The organism is Micromonospora terminaliae, from assembly GCF_009671205.1.
Taxonomy (GTDB): domain Bacteria; phylum Actinomycetota; class Actinomycetes; order Mycobacteriales; family Micromonosporaceae; genus Micromonospora; species Micromonospora terminaliae.
In genome coordinates, this window is sequence record NZ_CP045309.1 from 6,578,756 (window position 1) to 6,596,960 (window position 18,205).

16 protein-coding genes are annotated in these 18,205 nt (G+C 74.6%); 11 read left to right on the forward strand and 5 right to left on the reverse strand.

The window, feature by feature from the left end; all coding sequences use genetic code 11:
* Nucleotides 1-14: 14 nt before the first annotated feature.
* A complete protein-coding gene (locus tag GCE86_RS30660) occupies nt 15-716 on the reverse strand; it encodes a DUF4184 family protein (protein WP_154230140.1) in 702 nt (233 codons plus the stop codon).
* 85 nt (nt 717-801) lie between these two features.
* Between GCE86_RS30660 and GCE86_RS30665 the strand changes: the two genes are divergently transcribed.
* Complete coding sequence (locus tag GCE86_RS30665; protein WP_154230141.1) at nt 802-1,143, forward strand: VOC family protein; 342 nt, start codon at nt 802-804, stop codon at nt 1,141-1,143.
* A gap of 54 nt (nt 1,144-1,197) precedes the next feature.
* Here the strand turns inward: GCE86_RS30665 and GCE86_RS30670 are convergent, their stop codons facing one another.
* Both GCE86_RS30670 and GCE86_RS30675 read right to left on the reverse strand, forming a co-directional pair.
* Nucleotides 1,198-2,265, reverse strand: coding sequence for a glycerophosphodiester phosphodiesterase family protein (locus GCE86_RS30670; RefSeq protein ID WP_154230142.1), 1,068 nt, complete (start codon nt 2,263-2,265; stop codon nt 1,198-1,200).
* Between the two features lie 161 nt (nt 2,266-2,426).
* A complete protein-coding gene (locus GCE86_RS30675; RefSeq protein WP_154230143.1) occupies nt 2,427-4,595 on the reverse strand; it encodes a DUF4153 domain-containing protein in 2,169 nt (722 codons plus the stop codon).
* A 174-nt stretch (nt 4,596-4,769) separates the two neighbouring features.
* On the opposite strand from GCE86_RS30675, the gene GCE86_RS30680 reads away from it, so the two are divergent.
* A complete protein-coding gene (locus GCE86_RS30680) occupies nt 4,770-5,696 on the forward strand; it encodes a lytic polysaccharide monooxygenase auxiliary activity family 9 protein (RefSeq protein ID WP_154230144.1) in 927 nt (308 codons plus the stop codon).
* A 3-nt stretch (nt 5,697-5,699) separates the two neighbouring features.
* Here GCE86_RS30680 and mgrA read toward each other — a convergent pair whose 3' ends face one another.
* Nucleotides 5,700-6,689, reverse strand: coding sequence for an L-glyceraldehyde 3-phosphate reductase (gene mgrA, locus GCE86_RS30685; RefSeq protein ID WP_154230145.1), 990 nt, complete (start codon nt 6,687-6,689; stop codon nt 5,700-5,702).
* Between the two features lie 96 nt (nt 6,690-6,785).
* On the opposite strand from mgrA, the gene GCE86_RS30690 reads away from it, so the two are divergent.
* The 9 genes from GCE86_RS30690 to GCE86_RS30730 all read left to right on the forward strand — a co-directional run bounded on the left by GCE86_RS30690 (nt 6,786) and on the right by GCE86_RS30730 (nt 17,075).
* Entirely contained in the window at nt 6,786-7,754 is a 969-nt protein-coding gene (locus tag GCE86_RS30690; protein WP_154230146.1) for an aldo/keto reductase, read from the forward strand.
* 5 nt (nt 7,755-7,759) lie between these two features.
* Nucleotides 7,760-8,257: a hemerythrin domain-containing protein gene (locus GCE86_RS30695; protein ID WP_154230147.1), complete on the forward strand. Its 498-nt coding sequence runs from the start codon at nt 7,760-7,762 to the stop codon at nt 8,255-8,257.
* A 58-nt stretch (nt 8,258-8,315) separates the two neighbouring features.
* A complete protein-coding gene (locus tag GCE86_RS30700) occupies nt 8,316-9,566 on the forward strand; it encodes a sensor histidine kinase (protein ID WP_154230148.1) in 1,251 nt (416 codons plus the stop codon).
* Nucleotides 9,563-10,213 (forward strand): response regulator, encoded by a 651-nt coding sequence (locus GCE86_RS30705; RefSeq protein WP_154230149.1) that lies wholly within the window; start codon nt 9,563-9,565, stop codon nt 10,211-10,213. Before GCE86_RS30700 ends, GCE86_RS30705 begins: the two co-directional genes overlap by 4 nt.
* A gap of 76 nt (nt 10,214-10,289) precedes the next feature.
* Nucleotides 10,290-11,384: a hypothetical protein gene (locus tag GCE86_RS30710; RefSeq protein WP_154230150.1), complete on the forward strand. Its 1,095-nt coding sequence runs from the start codon at nt 10,290-10,292 to the stop codon at nt 11,382-11,384.
* 49 nt (nt 11,385-11,433) lie between these two features.
* Nucleotides 11,434-12,879, forward strand: coding sequence for a magnesium chelatase ATPase subunit I (locus GCE86_RS30715; RefSeq protein ID WP_154230151.1), 1,446 nt, complete (start codon nt 11,434-11,436; stop codon nt 12,877-12,879).
* Nucleotides 12,880-12,881: 2 nt separating this feature from the next.
* Nucleotides 12,882-14,834 carry a vWA domain-containing protein gene (locus tag GCE86_RS30720; protein WP_154230152.1) on the forward strand — a complete coding sequence of 651 codons (1,953 nt, stop codon included), beginning with the start codon at nt 12,882-12,884 and terminating at the stop codon, nt 14,832-14,834.
* Between the two features lie 987 nt (nt 14,835-15,821).
* Nucleotides 15,822-16,400: a hypothetical protein gene (locus GCE86_RS30725; RefSeq protein WP_154230153.1), complete on the forward strand. Its 579-nt coding sequence runs from the start codon at nt 15,822-15,824 to the stop codon at nt 16,398-16,400.
* A 198-nt stretch (nt 16,401-16,598) separates the two neighbouring features.
* Nucleotides 16,599-17,075, forward strand: a complete 477-nt coding sequence (locus GCE86_RS30730; RefSeq protein WP_154230736.1) for a hypothetical protein — start codon at nt 16,599-16,601, stop codon at nt 17,073-17,075.
* Between the two features lie 149 nt (nt 17,076-17,224).
* Here the strand turns inward: GCE86_RS30730 and GCE86_RS30735 are convergent, their stop codons facing one another.
* Nucleotides 17,225-18,205 carry a GlxA family transcriptional regulator gene (locus GCE86_RS30735; RefSeq protein WP_154230154.1) on the reverse strand — a complete coding sequence of 327 codons (981 nt, stop codon included), beginning with the start codon at nt 18,203-18,205 and terminating at the stop codon, nt 17,225-17,227.

Consider the following 18,205-nt stretch of genomic DNA (forward strand, 5'->3'; position numbering starts at 1 on the left):
CGACGACAGCCTGGTCAAGGTTGGGCGGGAGCCGTCGATGTCCGGAGCAGTCCGGTCGCGCCCGCGCCGGCCAGCAGGCCGAGTGCCAGCGCCCCGATCAACCGGGTCCCCGTGGTGTGCGGCAGGAACGCGCCCGGCAACCGCGCGGCGACGAGCGCCCCGGCGGCGGCCACCGCGCCGGCGACGGCCCAGAACAGCCGGGGCCGCGCCGGGACCCGCGGAGGCTCGCCGTGCCACGCCCGCAGCAGCCCGCGCCGACCGATGTGTGCCGCGAGGGCCAGCGCCGCCAGCGCGCCGAGCGCGGTCGAGGCCACGTCGAACACGGGTGCGTTCTCGGTCACGCGATCCCACGCCTGGTGGGTGCCGGCCGCGAGCACGGCCGAGAGCGCGGTGACCGCCAGGCGGGGCCGGGACAGCCCGAGCACGCCGTAGTCGCGGAGGGCCAGCGCCGCGGGCCGGGACGGCAGGTGGGCGGCGACGGCCGGCGCGGCCCGGCGTACGAGGGCCGCGCAGAGCAGCGTCACGGGCAGGCAGAACAGCACGAGCCCGGCCGGCTGGTGCGAGAGCGGGAACACGGGCAGCCCCGAGCCGTCGAGGGCGTACGCCAGGTCCGGTGCGGCCGAGCCGACGACGAGGGCAACGCCGTCGAACCAGCCGGGCCGCCAGAGCTTGAGCGGCAGCGGCGGCGCGGCGTGTGAGGGGAACGTCAGGGGCACGGGTTCTTTCTAGCCGAAGACTGGTGGACCCGCTCGCACGACGGAGAGCCGGAGGAGAAGCCCGGCTGATCCCTAACATGGGCTCGTGACCGTAGATCTGTTCGCGGGTCTGCCCGTCCGCGACTACCGTGCGGCGGCGGCCTGGTACGAGCGACTCCTCGGCGCCCCACCCTCGTTCCTGCCGAACGACACCGAGGCGGTGTGGGAGCTCGCCGAGCACCGGTACGTGTACATCGAGGTGCGGCCCGAGCACGCCGGGCACGCCATGCACACCGTCTTCGTCGACGACCTAGACGCCCGTCTCGCGCAGATCGCCGACCGGGGCCTGACGCCGGCCGAGCGCGAGACCTACGACAACGGGGTCCGCAAGGCCATCTTCCGCGACCCGGACGGCAACGAGATCGGCTTCGGCGGCGGCCCGGCCTGACCGGAGCCGGCCGGTGGCGGCGTCCGCCCTGCCGGACGGACGCCGCCGGTGGAGTCAACGCGGCTGGTACGCCTTCGGCAGGCGCATGCCCCGCTCGGCCATGAGCTGCCGCACGCGGTTCGGGTAGTTCGTGATGATCCCGTCGACGCCCAGGTCCATCAGCGCCGCCACGGTCGCCGGGTCGTCGCAGGTCCACGGCACGACCTTCAGGCCGCGGGCGTGCGCGTCGGCGATCATCTTCGCGTCCGGGTACAGCCGGAAGGCCGGATCGGCGATCGTGCCGTTCTGCGGGAAGCCGTAGTTGGGGGAGAGGGCGGTCACACCGGGGATGGCGGCCGCCGCGCGGACGAAGTCGCCGCCGAAGTCGTCCGCGTCCAGGCCGCCCAGCCAGGGCGAGGCGCCGGGCTTGCCGACCTGGAGGAAGTCGTAGTTGGTGAGCGCCACCAGCGGCCACCGCGGCGCGAGCCCGTGCATCACCCGCAGCGCACCCCAGTCGAACGACTGGATGGTGACCTGGTCCTCGATGCCCGAGGCGCGGATCTCCTCGAAGACCCGGCGGACGAACAGCTCGCGCGGTGCGGTCTGCTCGGGCGCGCCGGCCTCCACCTTCGTCTCGATGTTCAGCGTGAGCTGGTGGGCGCGCCAGCTCTTCACGAGGCCCAGCACGTCCCGCAGCTCGGCCATCCGGACACCGGCGATCTGCTCCTGCTCCGGGAAGCCGGGCAGCTGCTGGTAGCCGCAGTCCATGGTCTTGATCTGGGCCAGGGTCAGGTCCTTGATGTACTTCCCGACGTACGGGTACAGCGGGTCGCCCGGGGTCACCGGGCCGGTGTCGCGGCACTTCTGCGCACTGACCTGCCGGTCGTGCGTGACGACCACCTTCTCGTCCCGGGTGACCTGGGTGTCCAGCTCCAGCGTGGTGACGCCGAGGCGCATTGCCTTGGCGAAGCCGGCCAGGGTCTCCTCGGTGGTGAGCCCGATCCCGCCCCGGTGCGCCTGCAGGTCGAAGTGGGTCTTCTGCGGCAGCACGCCGGGGCCTCCGGCGGGAGCCGCGTGGGCGGCCGTGGGCACGGCCAGCACCGCCCCGGCGGCCAGCACCGTCATGAGCTGACGGACGGACATGGAAAAACCTCCGCTACTTCGGTTGAACGCGTGCGCAGCCGAAGCTAGGTGCGGGGGCGGTGTCCGCCGTGGCCCTGACGTGAGGAGACGGTGAACGTTCGCGGGCGCGCTGGGTGGCCCCCCGGCCGGGCCACGGCGTGCCGCGGCCCGGCCGGGGGGCGTCACCGGCGGGACTTGGGCAGGTCGAACTGGTCGGCCCGGCGGCAGTCCTTGGGGCCACCGATGGCGCCCGGCCCGACCCGGTCGAGGGCCTGGCGGGCCCGGTGCCGGCCCAGGTTCCAGGCGTACCAGGGGTCGGACTCCTCGAGGTCGTCGGCGATCCAGCTCAGCGTGCAGCGGCGGACCGGGTCGGGGAGCCGGGTCAGCGCGGGCGTCGCGTCGGCGGAGAGGGCCCGCAGGTACCAGGCGTCGATCTTGCCGGTCTGCTCGTACCGGAGGATGTTCCGCTTCGCCGCGTAGTCCTCCGGGTTCAGCACGGCCAGGCCGAGCAGCATGGCCACGGCCAGCGCGACCGTCGTGCCCGGGATCCACCGGCCCTGCCAGCGCACCCCGGCGGCCAGGACCATCAGGAAGACCGCGCCGAGCAGCAGCTCGAACGCCATCACGAAGATCCGCTCGCCGGTGAAGCTGTAGACCTTCTGGTACGTCCACATCCGGGACAGCGCCGACACCACGATCACCACGCTGAGGGCGCTGAGCAGGCCCAGCAGGACGCGCAGCAGCATCCGCTCGACCGGCCGCTCCCGGCTGGCCCAGCGGCTCACCCCGCCCAGCACGGCCAGGGTCAGCAGGGTGACGAACAGGAGCTGCCAGAAGCCGCTGCGGGCGTACTCCGAGTAGCTGAGCCCGGCCACCTTCCGCACGTGCCGCTCGCCGCCGAAGAGCACGGTGAACTGCACGATCACGAAGCCGACGAAGAGCAGCGTCAGCGCGCCGATGGCCGGCGCCCACTCCAGCACGCCGAGCCGGCGGGTGCCCGATCGGTCCACGGTGGACAGATCGGGCGGGGCGGCCATGGTGTAGACCGCCGCGACGGCGATGAGCCCGCCGACCGCGGCCAGGAAGATCCAGCGGAACACCGTACCGATGTTGATCTCGGGGACGATCGCGTTCAGCACCTCAGAGAAGGCGGCGTCGGCCGAGGCGAGCAGGCTGCCGAAGACCAGCAGCACCAGCACGGTGGCGACCACCGAGCCGGTGACCTTGCGAACCGTGCCGGCCTCCGGTGAGGCGGTGACGTGCCGCCGTACCCAGGGCAGGCCGCGGAACGCCGCGAACGGCGTGGCGGCCAGGCCGAACAGGATCGAGCGGACCAGCCGGCCGCCGACGATCGCCAGGGTGGCGCACCCCAGGGCGCCGAGTACGCAGAACGTCACCAGCCACCAGGCGTTGCGGAACGCCAGCACCGCCAGGAGGACCAGGGCCGCCGCCGCCCACCCGCCCCGGATCAGGCGCTCGGCGCGGGGCAGTCCGGCGGTACGCCGGCGCACCGCCACCAGGACGCCGAGAGTCAGCGTGAGCCAGCCCAGGAACCAGCCGATGCCGACCCGGCTCAGCGGCACGAAGAACGCGGTGCCGAGCGCCCCGGCCAGGACCGCGAGGGGGACCGCCCGGCCCGTGGCCTGCTTCGGGCCCGGCCAGCGCGCGCCGAGGAACGAGGTCCGCGGCGTCCTCGGCCGGGGCGTCCAGACGGCGGCGGGCGGGTAGCCGCCCCAGGGCTGCTCGGGATACGGCGGCGGGACCGGGGCGGCGGCCGGCGGGGCTGCCGGCGAGCCGGTCGTCGCCGGTCCGGCGGTGGGGACTGCGGCGGCTGCCGGCGCGGGCACGCGTTCCGGTTCCGTCCTGCTAACCGGTGTCGGCTCGGTGGCCGTCGGCTCCGCAGCGGCGGCGGGCATTTCGGCTGCTGCGCCGGCGGGCGTGGCAGCACGGTCGACGCGAACCGCCGGCGCGCCGCTCGGGGCCGGGCTCTCCACGGCCGGCGCGGCGGCCTGGGCGGGGACGCCCGGCGCGGCGGTCCGAGTGGGCGCGCCCGCCGCGGGGACCAGCATCCGTGGGCCGGCCGGCTGCCCGGAGGCGGTCGCGGGCTGCCCCTCGGCCACCGGCACCAGCGGCACGAACAGCGCGTAGCCACGGGTGCCGGGCGGCACGACCACGGGGATGGCCCAGGCCGGCTGCCCCTCCGGTCCGGGCCACGGCATCGCGGGCGGCGCGCCCGCCACCTCGGGCACGACGAGCAGGTGGGGCGTCACGTCGGCGGGGACGTCGCCGGTCGTGGACCCGGCCGCCGGGGCGGGTCGGGGCGCATCGGGCGTCTGTGGCGGCTCGGGCACGGCTCGCTCCTTGATCGCGGGGTGCCGTCACTGTAGGGCCCCACCCCGTCCCGCCGCCGCCCCTGCCGTCCGTTCGGTCAGCACACCCGAGCCGGGCCGTGGATCCCCCGCACCGGCGCACCGATCGAACCTTTGCCGCCCCGCCTCCGTACCAGTGCGCGGGAGGTGGATGACATGGCCGTACGCCGCACACTCGCCGCGCTCGCGGCCGTCGCCGCGACCCTGCTGCTCACCGCCGTGCCGGCGAGCGCCCACGGCGCACCCACCAGCCCGTTGAGCCGGGCGGCGGCCTGTGGTCCCGAGGGTGGCCGGGCGGACACGCCGGCCTGCCGGGCCGCGATCGCCGCCGGGGCCGCCGTGCGGGAGTGGGACAACATCCGGGTGGCCCGGATCGACGGGCGGGACCGGGAGCGCATCCCCGACGGGGAGCTGTGCAGCGGCGGGCTGTCGGCGTACCGGGGGCTGGACCTGCCCCGGACCGACTGGCCGGCCACCACGCTCACGGCCGGCGCCCGGTACACCTTCCGCTACCGCACCACGATCCCGCACAAGGGCACGTTCCGGTTCTACGCCACCACCGCCTCGTACGCCCCGACCCGCCGCCTGACCTGGGCGGACCTGGAGGAGAAGCCGTTCCTGACGGTCACCGACCCGCCGATCCGCGAGGGCGCGTACCAGATGCCGGGGCGGCTGCCGGCGGGGCGCACGGGCCGGCACATCATCTACACGATCTGGCAGAACTCCAACACCCAGGACACCTACTACTCCTGCTCCGACGTGGAGTTCCGGTCGCCGTCCGGCGGTGCGGCGACAGCGCCGCGTACCAGGAAGCCGGCCCCGCCACCGGCGAGCGCCGCGCCGCGTGCCGTGCCGCGGGCCGCGACCGGCGACCGGGCCGGTGAGCCGGCGGCGGGGGTGCCGGTGGCGGCGGTGACCGACACCCGCACGTTCCCCCGGCCGCTCGTGTTCGGTGCGGCGGCCGGGGTCAGCGTGCTGCTCGCCGCCGTGGTGGCGACGCGGTTGCGGCGGGCCGGCAGCGTGCCCGTCGGCCGGCCGTGCGGGGTCCGCAACCACCGCGCCGGCCGGCGCCGGATCTGGTAGGCCTCAGCCCAGGTGCCGGTCGATCTCGGCGAGTTCCTCGGCGCCGAGGTCGAGGTTGTCCAGCGCGGCGACGTTCCCCTCCAGCTGGGCGACGCTGCTCGCCCCGATGATCAGGCTGGTCATGCGGGGGTCGCGCAGCGCCCAGGCCAGCGCCAGCTGGGCCAGGCTCTGGCCGCGCCGCTCGGCCACTGCGGCGAGCCCGCGGATGGTCGCCATCTTCTCCTCGCTGAGGTCGCTCTCGTTGAGGAAGACGCTGGTGCGCACCCGGGAGTCGGCGGGAATGCCCCCCAGGTAGCGGTCGGTGAGCAGGCCCTGCGCCAGCGGGCTGTAGGCGATGCAGCCGGCGCCGGCCTGCTCCAGCGTGTCCAGCAGGCCGTCGGCCTCGGTCCAGCGGTTGAGCATCGAGTACGACGGCTGGTTGATCAGCAGCGGGGTGCCCAGCTCGCGGAGGATCTCGGCGGCCCGGGCGGTCTGCTCCGAGTTGTAGTTGGAGATGCCGACGTAGAGCGCCTTGCCGGAGCGGACGACTGCGTCCAGCGCGCCCATCGTCTCCTCCAGCGGGGTGTCCGGGTCGAACCGGTGGGAGTAGAAGATGTCGACGTAGTCGAGGCCCATCCGGCGCAGCGACTGGTCCAGCGACGAGATCAGGTACTTGCGCGAGCCCCACTCGCCGTACGGGCCGGGCCACATGAGATAGCCGGCCTTGCTGGAGATGACCAGCTCGTCCCGGTACGGCTTCAGGTCGGTGGCGAGCATCCGGCCGAAGTTCTCCTCGGCGGCGCCGGGCGGCGGGCCGTAGTTGTTGGCCAGGTCGAAGTGGGTGATCCCGAGGTCGAAGGCGCGCCGGACGATGTCCCGCTGCCGCTCGTACGGGCGGTCCGGCCCGAAGTTGTGCCACAGCCCGAGCGAGATGGCGGGCAGGCGCAGGCCGCTCCGGCCGCTGCGCCGGTAGATCATCGAGTCGTAACGGTCTTCGCTGGCGAGGTAGGTCACGCCTCCGACCCTAGTCCCGGCCCCTGACCAGGCCGGAGCGGAGGTGGGCCGGCGGAACCGGCGTGCGGTCCCGCCCGCTTGGGTAGCTTCGAGTCCATGCGCTACGTCCCGCTCGACACTCCCAAGCCCATCTCGAAGATCGGCCTCGGCACGTGGCAGTTCGGCTCGCGGGAGTGGGGCTACGGCCCCGACTACGAACAGCGGGCGGCGCAGATCGTCCGGCGGGCGCTCGACCTGGGCGTCACGCTCTTCGACACCGCCGAGATCTACGGCTTCGGCCGCAGCGAGCGCATCCTCGGCGCGGCGCTGGGCGACGACCGGGCCAAGGTCGTGGTCGCCAGCAAGATCTTCCCGGTGCTGCCGCTCGCCCCGGTCGTGCAGCAGCGGGCGGTCGCCTCGGCCGCCCGGCTCGGCGTGGCCGGCATCGACCTCTACCAGGTGCACCAGCCCAACCCGGTGGTCGCCGACACCACCACCATGCGCGGCATGCGGACGCTCCAGGACGTCGGGCTGGTCGGCGAGGTCGGGGTCAGCAACTACGGCCTGCGCCGCTGGCGGTTCGCCGAGGCCGCGCTGGGTCGCCGGGTGCTGAGCAACCAGGTCCGCTACAGCATGGTCGACCGCGGCCCCGAGAAGGACCTGATCCCGTACGCGGAGCAGGCCGGCCGCATCGTCATCGCGTACAGCCCGCTCGCGCAGGGCTTCCTGTCCGGCCGGTACGACGCGCGGAACCCGCCGGCCGGTGCGGTGCGGCGGGCCAACCCGTACTTCCTGCCGGCGAACCTCGACCGGGGCACCGAACTGATCGCCACCCTGCGCGAGATCGCCGACGCGCACGACGCCACGCCCAGCCAGATCGCCCTGGCGTACGTGCTCCGCCAGCCCAGCGTGGTGGCCATCCCCGGCGCGTCCGGGGTGGAGCAGGTCGAGCGCAACGCGGCCGCCGCCGAGATCGACCTGGCCGACGACGAGTACGCCGCGCTCGTCACCGCCGCCCACGCGTTCCGCCCGGTCACCGGGCTGGCCGCCGTACCCAAGCTGATCCGCGCCCGCACCGGGAAGTGACCACCATGGACGACATCACCGCACTGATCCTCGACGACCACGCCGCCTTCCGCCGCGGCTTCGCCCGGCTCGACGACGCCCGGGACCCGGCCGAGCTGCTGGCCGTCTGGGAGGCGCTCGCCCTGCACCTCGACATCCACGCCGAGGCCGAGGAGGCCATCCTCTACCCGCACCTCGTCAAGCACGGCGACGACGGCGCGGAGGAGACCGAGGACGCCATCGGCGACCACAACAAGATCCGCGACGCCGTCGCCGAGTCGAAGCTGCACGAGGTGGGCTCGGACGCGTGGTGGGCGGCCGTGTGGCGGGCCCGCCGGGAGAACAGCGAGCACCTGGCCGAAGAGGAGGACGAGGCGCTGCCCGACTTCCGCCGGCACGCCAGCGTCGAGCTGCGGGCCGAGCTCGGGCAGCGCTGGCTCACCTTCTACGGCGAGCACAAGAACGGCCGCAACCTGCCCTTCCGCGACAAGGACCCGGAGCGGTACGTCCAGGATCACCGCTGACCCGATCTCCCCGGCACGGGGGAGTCGGTGAGCCCTCGTCGGGCGGCAGAATGACCGGGTGACGGTCCCGGGCGTGCTGGCGCCGCTGGTGCGCGGGAGCACCTGGCGGCGCGCCGTGTTCCTGCTCCTCGGCGGGGTGCTCGCCCTGCCGTACGCGCTGCTCGTGGCGGCGTTCGCGCAACTGCTCGGCAACGCCGGCGTGCCCCGTCCGGTCGGCGGCGGGCTGCTGCTGGTCGGCGGGGGGCTCGCCGCCGTGCCGGTGTTCCTCGCCGGCAGCCGGGCGCTGGAGATCGCCGCCGCGCGGGCGCTGCTCGAGGTCGACCTGCCCGAGCCCGCGCCGGGCCACCGGATCGACCGGGAGACCCGGCTGCGCTCCGCGCTCTGGATCGCCCTGCACCTGCTCACCGGCGCGCTCGTGCTGTTCGCGGCGATCAGCGCGTTCCCCATGGCGCTGGTCTTCCTCGCCGGGCTGGCCGGCGTGGACACCGGCGCCGGCCCCGGCGACGGCTTCGGCCCGTTCGACCCGGACCGCCCGGTCGTGGCGGGACTGGCCGGGCTGGCCCTGCTGGTCGCGCTCGGGTACGCGGTCGCCGGGCTGGGCGCGCTCGCCGCCTCGATGGCGCCCGTGCTGCTCGGCCCGGCCCAGGCCGAGCGGATCGCCGCCCTGGAGGCCCGGTCCGCCCGCCTGGCCGAGCGCAACCGGCTGGCCCGCGAGCTGCACGACTCGGTGGGGCACGCCTTGACCGTGGCGACCCTCCAGGCCGGCGCCGCCCGCGAGCTGCTCGACACCGATCCGGAGTTCACCCGCCGGGCGCTGCGCGCCATCGAGGAGACCAGCCGCCGGGCGATGGACGACCTGGACCACGTGCTCGGCCTGCTCCGGGAGACGGCGGACGGGACGGCGCCCGCGCCCACCGCGCCGCAGGCCACCCTGAACGGGCTGGACCGCCTGGTCGCCGACACCCGGGCGGCCGGCCTGGCCGTGGAGTCCCGGGTCAGCGGGGCGCTCGACGGGCTGCCCGCCGTGGTGTCCCGGGAGGGCTACCGGATCGTGCAGGAGGGGCTGACCAACGCGGCCCGGCACGGCCGGGGACCGGTGCGCCTGCGGGTGGCCGTACCCCCTGGTCGTCTGGAGATCGAGCTGGTCAACGCGCTGCGCGGCACAACCGGGCCGGGTGGCGGCGGGCGCGGCCTGGACGGCATGCGGGAGCGGGTGCTGCTGCTCGGCGGGCAGCTCACGGCCGGCCCGGAGGGCGACCGCTGGCGGGTCCGGGTCACCCTGCCGGCGCCGAGGGGGGAGACCCGGTGACCATCGACGTGCTGATCGTCGACGACGACGAGCTGATCCGGGTCGGCCTGCGGGCGATCGTGGACGCCCAGCCGGACCTGCGGGTGGTCGGCGAGGCCACGGACGGCGCCGAGGTGCCGCCGCTGGTGGCCCGGCTGCGCCCCCGGGTGGTGCTCATGGACGTCCGGATGCCGGCCATCGACGGCATCCAGGCCACCCGGCGGCTGCTGGCCGCCTCCGCCGACCCGCCCCGGGTGCTCGTCGTCACCACGTTCGCCAACGACGAGTACGTCTACGAGGCGCTGCGCGCCGGGGCCAGCGGGTTCCTGCTCAAGCGGGCCCGCCCGGCCGAGGTCGTGGAGGCGATCCGGGTGGTGGCGGCCGGTGAGTCACTGCTCTTCCCGGCGGCGATCCGGCGGCTCGCCGGCGCGTACGGCGTCCGGGGCGGCGACGGGCTGCGCGCGGCCCGGCTCACCGAGCGGGAGGGCGAGGTGCTGCGGCTCATGGCCGCCGGGCTGTCCAACCCGGAGATCGCCGACCGGCTGGTGGTCGGCGTGGAGACCGTCAAGACGCACGTCGGCAACGTGCTGGCCAAGCTCGGGGTGCGCGACCGGACCCAGGCGGTGATCGCCGCCTACGAGTCGGGTTTCGTAATGCCGGCCGGCTGAGGAGTCCCTCCGGTGGGGGAGGCGGTCCACCCCGGCGCGGGAGGGATCCGGAGGGCGCCCGGCCGACGCTGGGAGCATGACGACAACGACCGATTCCCCACCTCGTCGGGCCGCCCGGACCCGGCTCGACCTGGCCGCCCCGCTCGCCGCCGCCTGGCTCGGCGGCTGGGGCGTGCTCGCCCTGGTCTCGACACTGACCGGCGCCGGCTACCCGTTCGGCGCCAACGACCCGCACGGCGGCGACGTCAGCCTGCTCCGGCTGGTCCCGGTCGACACCGGAGCGCCGATCTTCGCCGGGGTGCTGCTGCTCGCGGCGGTCGCGGCCCTCGCCATGAGCGGCCCCGCGACGGTACGCCGCCCCGGCCTGCCCCGCGCGCTGCTGCTCGGCTACGGCTGGGCGGTCGTCTTCGCGCTGACCGTGGTCGTCCCGGACGCCCGGGTGCTGATCGTGCTCGGCTACCTGCCAATCCTGATCATCGGCGCCCCGTTCGGCTGGCCGCCCGTCGACTACGGGCAGATCTTCGACTGGCCGCTGGCGGCCCGGTGCGCCGCACTCGTCGGCGGCGTCCTGCTGGCCGGGGCGCTGCTGCTCTGGCAGCGGCGGACCGCCGGCGCCTGCCCGGCCTGCGGCCGGGACGACCACGAGCGGGGCTGGACCTCGCCCGCCTCGGCGGCCCGCTGGGGGCGCTGGGCCGCGTACACGGCCGCCGTGATCCCCTTCGTCTACGCGCTCACCCGGTTTGCCTGGGCGGCCGGTATCCCGCTGGGCATCTCCCGGGACTTCCTGGCCGAGATGCGGGAGACCGGGCTGGTCTGGGCCGGGGCCGGGCTGGGCGGGTTCGCCACCGTCGGGGCGATCCTCACCCTCGGGCTGGTCCGCCCCTGGGGCGAACGGTTCCCCCGCTGGATGGTGGGCCTGGCCGGCCGGCGGGTGCCGATCAAGCTGGCGGTGATACCGGCGACGCTGGTCGCCGTGGCGGTGACGGCCGCCACCCTCGGGCTCATGAGCAACCCGGAGTTCTGGCGGATGGCCGGCGGGTTCAGCCTGGCCTCCGCGCCGGCGCTGCTGTGGCCGCTCTGGGGCGTCGCGCTGGGCGCGGCCACCCTGGCGTATTACCTGCGGCGGCGGGGTGCGTGCGCCCGCTGCGGGCGGCCCGTCCCCGGTCGGTGACGGGGCCGGCAACCCGGAAGGCGGCGCGCGGTCACCCGGCCGAGATAGCGTGGGTCGGGTGACTGCGCCCAACCAGGTTCCCCCGGTCCCGCCCGCCGACCTGCCCGGCACGCTCGGCGAGCTGCGGGCGTCCGGCCATCACTACCGCACGGTCAAGCAGGAACTCCGCGACAACCTCCTCGCCCGGATGCGCGCCGGCGAGGAGCGCTTCCCCGGCATCGTCGGGTACGAGGACACGGTGCTGCCCGAGGTCGAGCGGGCCCTGCTCGCCGGCCACGACATGGTGCTGCTCGGCGAGCGCGGCCAGGGCAAGACCCGGCTCATCCGCTCCCTCGGCGCGCTGCTCGACGAGTGGACCCCGGTGCTCCCCGGCTCGGTGCTCAACGAGCACCCGATGCACCCGCTCACCCCGGCGTCCCGCGCCCTCGTCGCCGAGCGCGGCGACGACCTGCCGATCGGCTGGCTGCACCGCTCGATGCGCTACGGCGAGAAGCTCGCCACCCCGGACACCAGCGTCGGCGACCTCATCGGCGACGTCGACCCGATCCGGCTCGCCCAGGGGCGTACCCTCGGCGACCCGGAGACCATCCACTTCGGACTCGTGCCGCGCACCAACCGGGGCGTCTTCGCCGTCAACGAGCTGCCCGACCTGGCCGAGCGCATCCAGGTGGCGCTGCTCAACGTGCTGGAGGAACGGGACATCCAGGTCCGCGGCTACCAGCTCCGGCTGCCGCTGGACCTGCTCCTGGTGGCCAGCGCCAACCCGGAGGACTACACCAACCGGGGCCGGATCATCACCCCGCTCAAGGACCGCTTCGGTGCGGAGATCCGCACCCACTACCCGCTCGACCTGGAGCTGGAGCTGGCCCTGATCCGGCAGGAGGCGGACCTGCACGCCACCGTCCCGGAGCACGTGCTGGAGGTGCTCGCCCGGTTCGCCCGCGCCGTCCGCGAGTCGCCGTCGGTGGACCCGCGGTCCGGCGTCTCCGCCCGCTTCGCCATCGCCGCCGCCGAAACCGTCGCGGCCGCCGCGCTGCGCCGCGCCGGCCTGCTGGCCGCCGCCGCCCACGAGGCCCCGGTCGCCCGGGTCGGCGACGCCGTCTCGGTGACCTCCACGCTGCGCGGCAAGGTCGAGTTCGAGAGCGGCGAGGAGGGCCGGGAGATCGAGGTCCTCGGTCACCTGCTGCGGACCGCCACCGCCGAGACGTTCCGGGCCCGGCTGGCCGGGCTGGACCTCTCCGGGTTCACCGCGCTGGTCGCCGAGGGCGCCGAGATCGAGACCGGCGAGCTGGTCTCCTCGGCCGAACTGCTCCGCCAGGTCGGCACCGTACCCGGGCTGGCCAAGGTGCTCGACCGGCTCGGCCTCGGCGACGCGCCCACCCCCGAGGAGGCCGCCGCCGGGATCGAGTTCGTCCTTGAGGGCCTGCACCTCACCCGCCGGCTGGGCAAGGACGTCACCGAGTCCGGGCGCACCGTCTACGGCGGCCGGGGCTGACCATGGCCGGCAACCGGTTCCGGTACGGGCAGTGGCGCGGCGGGCCCGACCCGCTCGCCCCGCCCTACGACGTACGCGCCGCCGTGGACGCGGTGGGCGCGGAGGTCCTCGCCGGCGGCAGCCTGCGGGACGCGCTGCGCGACCTGCTGCGGCGCGGCCCGCAGGGGCGCGGCGGCCTGGACGACGTGGCCGCCCGGGCCCGCCGGCTGCGCCGGGAGGCGCTGCGCCGGGGCGACCTGGACGGCGCGGTGACCCGTGCGCAGGCACTGCTCGACCAGGCCCTCGCCGCCGAGCGGGAGGAGCTGCGCGGGCGGGACGACGACGACGCCCGCTTCGCCGAGGCGGTGCTGGACAACCTGCCCCGCTCGACCGCCCGGGCCGTGGAGGAACTGTCCGGGTACGACTGGGCCAGCGACGAGGCGCGCGCCAGCTACCAGCGGATCCTCGACGGGCTGCGCGGCGAGGTGCTCGAGCAGCGCTTCGCCGGGCTGCGCGACGCGGCGCGGGCCGCCGCCGACCCGGCCGCCCAGCGGCAGCTGGCCGAGATGATGCACGACCTCAACGACCTGCTCGCCCGGCACGCCCGGTCCGAGGACACCACCGACGCGTTCGCCGAGTTCATGCGGCGGCACGGCGAGTTCTTCCCGGAGCGGCCGAAGGACGTCGACGAGCTGATCGACGTGCTGGCCCGCCGGTCGGCGGCCGGGGAGCGGCTCATGCGGTCGCTGTCCGACCGGCAGCGCGAGGAACTGGCCGGGCTCATGCGCCAGTCCCTCGGCGAGCAGCTGGCCGGGGAGCTGTCCCAGCTCGACGCCCACCTGCGGTCGCTGCGCCCCGACCTCAACTGGCAGCGCGGCGAACGGGTCCGAGGCGACCAGCCGCTCGGCTACGGCGAGGCCACCGGCGCGCTCGGCGAGATCGCCGAACTGGACGAGCTGCTGGACTCCCTCGACCAGGACCACCCCGGCGCCACCCTCGACGACGTCGACGTCGAGGCGGTCGCCCGGACGCTCGGCCGGGACGCCGCCGACGACGTACGCCGGCTGCAGGAGCTGGAACGCGAGCTGCGCAGGCAGGGCTGGGTGACCCGGGACGCCGAGGGGCTGACGCTCAGCCCGAAGGCGCTGCGCCGGCTCGCCGGCACCGCCCTGCGCCGGGTCTTCGCCGACCTGACCGCCGGCCCGCGCGGCCAGCACGACCTGCGCTCCGCGGGTGCCGCCGGCGAGGTGAGCGGCGCCTCCCGCCAGTGGGAGTACGGCGACGAGCAGCCCCTCGACGTGGTGCGCACCCTCACCCGCGCGGTCCGCCGGGCCGGCCCCGGGGTGCCCGTGCAGCTCGCGGTCGAGGACTTCGAGGTGATGGAGACCGAGCGGCGGGCATCGGCGGCGGTGGCGCTCTGCGTCGACCTGTCGTACTCGATGATCTCGCAGGGCCGTTGGGGGCCGATGAAGCAGACGGCGCTGGCCCTGTCGCACCTCATGGCGACGCGCTTCCCGCAGGACGCCCTGCAGATCATCGGTTTCGGCCGGGAGGCCATGCCGCTGACCCAGCAGGAGCTGGCCGCCGTGGAGCCGGACATGGAGCAGGGCACCAACCTCCAGCACGCGCTGCGGCTGGCCGGGCGGCACCTGCGCCGGCACCCGGGCGCCGAGCCGGTCGTGCTGGTGGTCACCGACGGAGAGCCCACGGCCCACCTCGACCCGGAGGGCGGGGAGGCGTACTTCCACTGGCCGCCGCTGCCCGAGACCATCGAGGCGACCATCCGCGAGGTGGACAAGCTGACCCGGTACGGCGCCACGCTGAACCTGTTCATGCTCGGTGACGACCCGGGGCTGCGCCGGTTCGTGGACGCGGTGGCCCGCCGATCCAAGGGCCGGATGTTCACCCCCGACCTCGACGACCTCGGCGAGTACGTCGTCTCCGACTACCTCCGCGCCCGCCACGGCCGCCGCTGACCTCGCTCCAGCTCGCCGAGGTGGCGCTGTCCTCAGGGTTCCGATACCGCCACCTCGCTGACCGCCCTCCAGCTCGCCGAGGTGGCGCTGTCCGCGGGGTTCCGATACCGCCACCTCAGCGAACTGGAATCGGGCGCCGTTGAGGCCACCCGGCCGCGCTGGCCCCGAGCGAGCTGACCGTTGCGCCGGGTGACCGGTAGCGGCGGCTGGGCGTGCTGGTGCCCTCGGGCCGGTCCCGGCCCTCTCGCTTGATCGACTCCGGCTCGGCGAGGTGGCGGAGTCGGCCTGTGCCGGGATGCCCCCACTTCGGCGGTCTGGAGTCGATCACGTCCATCTGGCCGGCCGGTGGGGCAAGGGCGGATCGAGGCCGGGCTCGGCAGTCTCCTACGAGCCCGCGCGCAGATCTTGGCGACTTGCCGTTCGCGGCGAACGGAAACTCGCCAAGATCGCTAGCTGTCGCGAGGAATGTCGGATTTCGCCATCACCCGGCCGCTGAGTGGAACGGCATGGATGTCTCCGCAGCCCGGATACACCCATGGTGTTCCACACGCCCGGGCCGGGCGTCATGTGCATGCGGTTCTGGGGCGATCTTGGACAGTTGCTGTTCGCTGCGAACGGTAACTGTCCAAGATCTGCAGCCGGCGCGACGATCGTTGCGCGGCTTGGGGTGAATGTCCGGATCGGGGCTGTGATCGGCGGCATCCCGGCGGTGGAATGGCCGGCGGGCGGGGGTCGTTGTATCCGGGTGAACGACCGAGGAAGGCGCCCCGCGGATCGGGGTGGCCGGCCCCCGGACCGCCCCCGAGATGGGCGCGGCGATCCCGGAATGATGGTGGGCCGCCGGTCGTTGTACATGGTCCCGGCGCGACGAAGAGGCTCAGCCCCGCGCGCCGATGATCCCCCAAGACTTTCTTTGAGCGCCTGACGTGGTGCTTGCGCACGGCCGACCCCCATCGGTGTGTGCGCCAACCCCCGAGGAGCTTTCTCATGAACACGATGCTGCGGAAGAGCGTGCTGGGTATTGCTGGTCTGGCCTTCACCGGTGGGATCTTCGCCGGTCCGGTCGCCGCCCACGCCGACGCTGCCCCGGTGCAGGGCACCAAGCCGGCTGCGGTCGCGGTGCAGGGTGACAAGCTGATCCCGCACGGCGTGCAGGGCGCCCAGTCGAAGATCGACCTGAACGACGAGCAGACCGCCAACGCCAAGGCGATCATCGCGGCGACGAAGAAGGCCGGTCTGCCGGAGCGGGCGGCGGTCATCTCGATCGCGACCAGCCTGCAGGAGTCGAAGCTGGAGAACCTGGGCCACCTCGGCGACGCCAACGACCATGACTCGCTGGGCCTGTTCCAGCAGCGCCCGTCCAGTGGTTGGGGTTCGCCGGAGCAGATCACCGACCCCGAGTACGCCACCCTGGCGTTCGAGAAGGGCCTGAAGCAGGTCGACGGCTGGCAGGACATGCCGCTGACCGAGGCCGCCCAGACCGTGCAGGTCTCGGCCTACCCCGACGCGTACGCGCAGTGGGAGCAGCAGGCCGCCGACATCGTCGCCCACAACTGGAACAGCTGACACACACAACGAACGCTGGCCGGCACCCCCAACACGGGGTGCCGGCCAGCGGCGTCTTCAGATCTTGGCGAGTTGTCGTCGGCAGGGAACGGCAACTTGCCAAGATCGCGACACGTCGGAAGCCCCATCCGGGTGAACGCGGCGGCGTACCCGCGGTGGGGGCGTCGCGGGCGGGGGTTGGATGCGGGCATGGACGAGGTGGACGCCGCGGCGTTGCGGCGGGCGTACGAAGAGGTGCTCGTGGAGGTGGACACGGGCGGGTTCGGGCCGCCCCCGGACGGGGAGTTGAGCGCCGAGCAGATCGTGGCGCACCTCGCCGCCAACGACGAGCTGATGAGCGAGGCGACCGAGGCGGTGCTGGTCGGCTCGCCGTTCGCCTACTACGACCTGGAGACCATCCACCGGCCGCAGCTCGACGCGCTGGTCTCCGAGTGCGGCGGCCTGGACGGACTCGCCGTGCTGCTCCGGGCCACGAGCCAGAAGCTCTGCGCCCTCGCCGACCGCCTCGGCCCGGCCGCCGAGACGCCGGTCGACACCGTGCTGCGGGAGGGCTTCGACCTCGACGTGGACGAGTCCCTGCCCTGGGGTCGGGCGCTCGACCTGCACACCCGCGTCCACCTCCCCATGCACCTGGCCCAGCTCCGCGCCCTCCGCCGCCAGCCCCACCTGGCCTGACCGCACGCGGCGGCCACTGAGCCGGGGCAGCCGCCGCAGCCGCCCGGCCACCTCACCTGACCGCAGCCAGCGGCCACCACGCCGGGCGGCCGCCACCGGAGCCTCGCCGATGCCAGGTCGGCCACCCAGCAGACGGAACAACCGCCCGTTCAGGGAACCGGGCGGAAGGTGCGGCGGTAGGCGCTGGGGGCCACTCCGACCCGCGAGTGGAAGTGCTGGCGCAGGGCTGCCGTGGTGCCGAAGCCGGCGTGCCGGGCGATCTGGTCGACCGTCAGGTCCGTGGTCTCCAGCAGCACCCGGGCGTGCTCGGTGCGCTGCTGGAGCAGCCACTGCGCCGGGCTGAGCCCGGTCTCCGAGCGGAAGTGCCGGGTGAAGGTGCGCACGCTCATCCGGGCGTGCGCGGCCAGTTCGCGCAGGGCGACCGGTTCGTGCAGCCGTTGCCGGGCCCACTCCCGGGTGGCCGCCGTGCCGGTGTCCGTGGTCCGCGGCACCGGGCGCTCGATGTACTGGGCCTGGCCGCCGTCGCGCCACGGCGGCACCACGCAGCGCCGGGCCGACCGGTTGGCCACCGCGCTGCCGTGGTCGGTGCGGATGACGTGCAGGCAGAGGTCGATGCCGGCGGCCACCCCGGCCGAGGTGAGCACCCCGTCGTCGTCGATGAAGAGCACGTCCGGGTCGAGGTCCACCTGCGGGTGGAACCGGCGGAACCGGTCCGCGTACGCCCAGTGGGTGGTGGCCCGGCGGCCGTCGAGCAGGCCGGCGGCGGCCAGCACGAACGCGCCCGTGCAGATCGACATGATCCGGGCACCCCGGTCGTGGGCGGCGCGCAGCGCGGCCGCCACCGCAGCGTCCAGCGTCCCGTCGGTCAGTGGGGGGCCGTCGTGGAGGCCGGGGACGATCACCGTGTCGGCGGAGTCCAGCAGCTCGAGGCCGTGGTCGGGCAGGACCTGGAAGCCGGCCGTGCTGCGGACGGGCCGGCCGCCCGGGGTGCAGACCTCGACGCGGTAGAGGGGGGTCAGGTCGCCGGTGCGGGCGGTGCCGAAGACCTGAGACGGGGTGCCCAGGTCGAGGCCGACCACGTCGTCGAGGGCAAGGACGGCGATACGGTGCATGGCCCGATTATTGCGCAT